The sequence below is a fragment of the Kitasatospora nipponensis genome (assembly GCF_039528135.1).
Taxonomy (GTDB): Bacteria; Actinomycetota; Actinomycetes; order Streptomycetales; family Streptomycetaceae; genus Kitasatospora; species Kitasatospora nipponensis.
The window spans coordinates 1-4,628 of record NZ_BAAALF010000333.1; the positions used below are offsets into that span (position 1 = coordinate 1).

Annotated in this window: 3 protein-coding genes; 1 reads left to right on the plus strand and 2 read right to left on the minus strand. The window is 74.4% G+C overall.

Annotation, left to right across the window (positions count from 1 at the left end; translation table 11 throughout):
- Window positions 1–1,298: DUF5691 domain-containing protein (locus tag ABD323_RS39545; RefSeq protein WP_344446947.1), on the plus strand; the 1,298-nt coding region annotated here is incomplete at its 5' end.
- Window positions 1,299–1,393: 95 nt separating this feature from the next.
- On the opposite strand, the gene icmB is transcribed toward ABD323_RS39545, so the two are convergent.
- Window positions 1,394–1,801, minus strand: a complete 408-nt coding sequence (gene icmB, locus ABD323_RS39550; protein ID WP_344446948.1) for a coenzyme B12-dependent isobutyryl CoA mutase small subunit — start codon at window positions 1,799–1,801, stop codon at window positions 1,394–1,396.
- 126 nt (window positions 1,802–1,927) lie between these two features.
- On the minus strand, window positions 1,928–4,558 hold the full coding sequence (pcrA, locus tag ABD323_RS39555; protein ID WP_344446949.1) for a DNA helicase PcrA: 2,631 nt from the start codon (window positions 4,556–4,558) through the stop codon (window positions 1,928–1,930).
- Between the last annotated feature and the right edge of the window lie 70 nt (window positions 4,559–4,628).

A 4,628-nucleotide genomic window follows, 5' to 3' on the forward strand; every position in this document is an offset into this window, starting at 1 on the left:
CCGGGGGCACCCTCGCCAACCTCGCCGAGCTGCTGCCGCAGTGGCTCGCCGAGGCCCGCGCCCGCGGGCACCGCCCGCCGCCCGCGGCGGTCCCGGCGCTGCTGGACGCCGCCCGGGCCCGCAGCGAGCTGCGCCCGGACGCGGTGGCGCTGGGCGGCCCGCTGGGCCGCTGGCTGGCCGAGCGCAACCCGCAGTGGCGCTACGTGCTGCGCACCGCCGACGGCGAGCTCGCCACCGACGGGGAGCGGATCTGGCAGGAGGGCCTCTTCGCCGAGCGGGTCACCCATCTGACCCGGCTGCGCCGCCGGGATCCGGCCGCCGCGCTGGCGCAGCTCGCCGGCACCTGGACCACCGAGCGCGCCGAGGACCGGCTGCTCTTCCTGGACGCCCTCCAGGAGGGCCTCGGGCCGGGCGACGAGCCGTTCCTGGAAGCCGCGCTGGGCGACCGCAGCAAGAACGTCCGCGGCACCGCCGCCGAGTTGCTCTCCACCCTGCCCGGCTCGGCGCTCGGCGCCCGGATGGCGGTGCGGGCGCTGGCCGCCGTGCGGTACGCGGACGGCCGGCTGCTGGTGACCCCGCCGGCGGCCTGTGACGCCGCGATGCAGCGGGACGGGATAGCGCCCAAGTCGCCGACCGGGCGGGGCGAGCGCGCCTGGTGGCTGGGCGAGGTGCTGGCGGCGGCGCCGCTGCACTGCTGGACCGAGGCGTTCGGTCTCACCCCGGCCCAGTTGCTGGAGCTGCCGGTCGTCGACGCCGTGGACCGCGGCGCCGACTGGCGCGAGGAGGTCCGCGAGGCCCGGGCCCGGGCCGAGGAGCGCCAGCGTGACGCCACCTGGGCCCGGGTGCTGCTCGGTCCGCCGCGGCGCAGGGCCGGCCGGGCCGGCAGCGGCGCGCCCGCCCCGCTGCTGGCCGTGCTGGCCGCGCGCGAGCGGGCCGGCTGGACGGCCGCCTTCCTGGGCAGCCACGGCCTGGGCGACGCCTTCCAGTTGCTGGGCGCCTGCGCCACGCCGTGGACGCCACCGCTGAGCACCGCGGTGGTGGCCGCGCTGGAGCGGGCGGCCGGTGCGGGCGCGTACCCGTGGAGCCACAGCGGGGTGCTGGGTCTGACCGAGCGCTCGCTGGCCCCCGCGACCGCGCCCGCGGTCGAGGCGCTGGCGGCCGACGCCGCGCCGGACACCGCCTGGGCGGAGACCTTCGGGCGGCTCGCGGGCACCCTGCGGTTCCGGGCCGCGATGCTGGCCGAGCTGGACGGCGGAGCCGGCACGACCGGCCCGGCGCCGGCGCACGAGGGGCCCTAGGACCAGGTCGTGGCACCCGTCCCGGAACACACCGAGGGGGCGGGGCCGGACCGGCGCACAGCCGGTCCGGCCCCTCGGTGACGGCCGACTCGGCGTCAGCCCGCGGCGCGCAGGTTGGCCTCGACCCAGGCCACCACGTCCCGGGTCGGCGTCCCCGGGGTGAAGATGTCGGCCACACCCATGGCCTTCAGCTCGATGATGTCCTCGGGCGGCACGATGCCGCCGCAGAACACCTTGATGTCCGCCGCCTCGCGCTCCTTGAGGAGCTCGATCACCTTGGCGCAGAGCGTCATGTGCGCGCCGGACAGGATCGACAGGCCGATCCCGTCGGCGTCCTCCTGGATCGCGGTGTCGACGATCTGCTCGGGCGTCTGGTGCAGGCCGGTGTAGATCACCTCCATGCCGGCGTCGCGCAGGGCGCGCGCGATCACCTTGGCGCCGCGGTCGTGGCCGTCGAGCCCCGGCTTGGCGACCACGACCCGGATCGGGCCTGACACACCCATCACTGCCTCCACGTTAACCAGCAATAACAGACCTGAGGGGAGGTTAGCGCCCCATCCCGCGGTGCCACCGGTCGGCGGCCAAAGGGAGGGGAAAATCACAGCCCCCGCCCCTGGTCGCGGGCCGGCTCAGAGCTTCTCGACCGGCGCGTACCGCAGCAGCAGCACCTTGCGGCCCGAGGAGCCGAAGTCGATGGTCGCCTTCGCCTTGTCCCCCACGCCCTCGGTGCCGGCCACCGTGCCCAGGCCGAAGGTGTCGTGGCTGACCCGGTCGCCGACGGCCAGCGCCACCACCTCGCGCTCGGTCACCTTGCGGACCGAGGAGCCCCAGCCGGCCTTCGGCGCGCCCGCCGCCGACGAGGTGCGCGAGGTGCCCGAGGAGCCGCGCGAACCGCCCGCCGACAGGCCGCGCGAGGGCGGCACCGCGGCCGCACCGGTGCGCTTCCACTCGACCAGCTCGACCGGGATCTCCTCCAGGAAGCGCGAGGCCGGGTTGTACGAGGGCTGGCCCCAGGCGCTGCGCAGCACCGAGCGGGTCAGGTAGAGCCGCCGGCGCGCCCGGGTCAGGCCGACGTAGGCGAGCCTGCGCTCCTCCTCCAGCTCCTTGACCTGGCTGAGTGCGCGCATGTGCGGGAAGATCCCGTCCTCCATGCCGGTCAGGAAGACCACCGGGAACTCCAGGCCCTTGGCGGTGTGCAGCGTCATCATGGTGATGACCCCGGCGCCGTCCTCGTCGTCCGGGATCTGGTCCGAGTCGGCGACCAGCGCGACCCGCTCCAGGAAGTCGGCCAGCGTGCCGACCGGCGGCGCGCCCTCCTCGCCCGCGTCCGGGCGCTCCCCGGGGTCCTGCTCGTACTCCAGCGCCACCGAGGCGAGCTCCTGGAGATTCTCCACCCGGGTCTCGTCCTGCGGGTCGGTGGAGGACTGCAGCTCGGCCAGGTAGCCGGTCTCCTCCAGGACGGCCTCCAGCACGGCGGCGGGGCCCGCGCCGGACTCCACCACCCCGCGCAGGCCGGCCAGCAGCGCGTTGAACTTCTTCACCGCGTTGGCCGAGCGCGCCGCCATCCCGTAGGCCTCGTCCACCCGCAGCAGCGCCTGGGCGAAGGAGATCCGCTCGCGGGAGGCGAGCGCCTCGATCATCGCCTCCGCGCGGTCGCCGATGCCGCGCTTGGGCACGTTGAGGATCCGGCGCAGCGGCACGGTGTCCTCCGGGTTGGAGAGCACCCGCAGGTAGGCCAGCACGTCGCGGACCTCGCGGCGCTCGTAGAAGCGCACCCCGCCGACCACCTTGTAGGGCAGGCCGACCCGGATGAACACCTCCTCGAAGACCCGGGACTGCGCGTTGGTCCGGTAGAAGATCGCCACGTCGCCGGGCCGGGCGTCGCCCGCGTCGGTGAGGCGGTCGATCTCCTCGGCGATGAACTGGGCCTCGCCGTGCTCGTCGTCGGCGACGTAGCCGACCACCTTCTCGCCGTGCTCGCCGGCCGTCCAGAGCTTCTTCTCGCGGCGGCTGGTGTTGCGCTCGATCACCGCGTTGGCGGCGCTGAGGATGGTCTGGGTGGAGCGGTAGTTCTGCTCCAGCAGGATCGTGGTGGCGCTGGGGTAGTCCTCCTCGAACTGCAGGATGTTGCGGATCGTCGCGCCGCGGAAGGCGTAGATCGACTGGTCCGCGTCACCCACCACGCAGAGCTCGGCGGCCGGCAGGTCGGCGCGCGCGCCGGCCGCCGGGTTGACCAGGTCGCCGTCCACCGTGCGCCTGGGCGCCGAGCCCGCCGCGCCGCCGGTCAGCTCGCGCACCAGGGTGTACTGGGCGTGGTTGGTGTCCTGGTACTCGTCGACCAGGATGTGCCGGAACCGGCGCCGGTAGTGCTCGGCCGCGTCCGGGAAGGCCTGCAGCAGGTTGACGGTGGTCATGATGATGTCGTCGAAGTCCAGCGCGTTGGCCTCGCGCAGCCGGCGCTGGTAGAGCGCGTACGCCTCGGCGAGCTTGCGCTCCATCGGGTTGGCCGCCTGGGCCGCGTAGGTCTCCTCGTCGATCAGCTCGTTCTTGAGGTTGGAGACCTTGGCGGTGAACGACTTGGGCGGGAACTGCTTGGGGTCCAGGTCCAGGTCCCGGCAGACCAGGCCCATCAGCCGCTGCGAGTCGGCCGAGTCGTAGATCGAGAAGCTGGAGGTGAAGCCGAGCCGCTTGCTCTCGCGGCGCAGGATCCGCACGCAGGCGCTGTGGAAGGTGGAGACCCACATCGAGCGGGCGCGCGGGCCGACCAGCTGCTCGACGCGCTCGCGCATCTCGCCGGCCGCCTTGTTGGTGAAGGTGATCGCCAGGATCTCGCCCGGCTGCACCCCCCGCGCGCCCAGCAGGTAGGCGATCCGGTGGGTCAGCACCCGGGTCTTGCCGGAACCGGCGCCGGCCACGATGAGCAGCGGCGAGCCGGCATGCAGGACCGCCTCGCGCTGCGGGTCGTTCATGCCCTCCAGCAGCTGGGCCGGATCGACCACGGTGCGGTGGGCGCCGTTGCGGTGGTAGGCGTCCCGGGCGGCGGCGGCCGCGTGGTCGGTCTGGAAGAGATCGTGCGGGATCTCCTCCTCGTACCCCGCGTCGGGGTCGCCGCCGTGCCCGTCGTACTCCTCCGGTGGAGGCTCCTGGGCGAAGTCGGCGAACTCCGCGAAGGCGGCACGGTCCACGGGCGCGGCGGCGGCGGGCTTCGGGACCAGGGGCTCGAAGCCGGGCAGCGGGAGGTCGTCAAAGAGGCTACTCATGGCCCTCCGAGTCTATGGCCCGCCGCCGACAGCCCGGCCGCGCGCCTACACCGCCGCCTTCGCCGTCGCC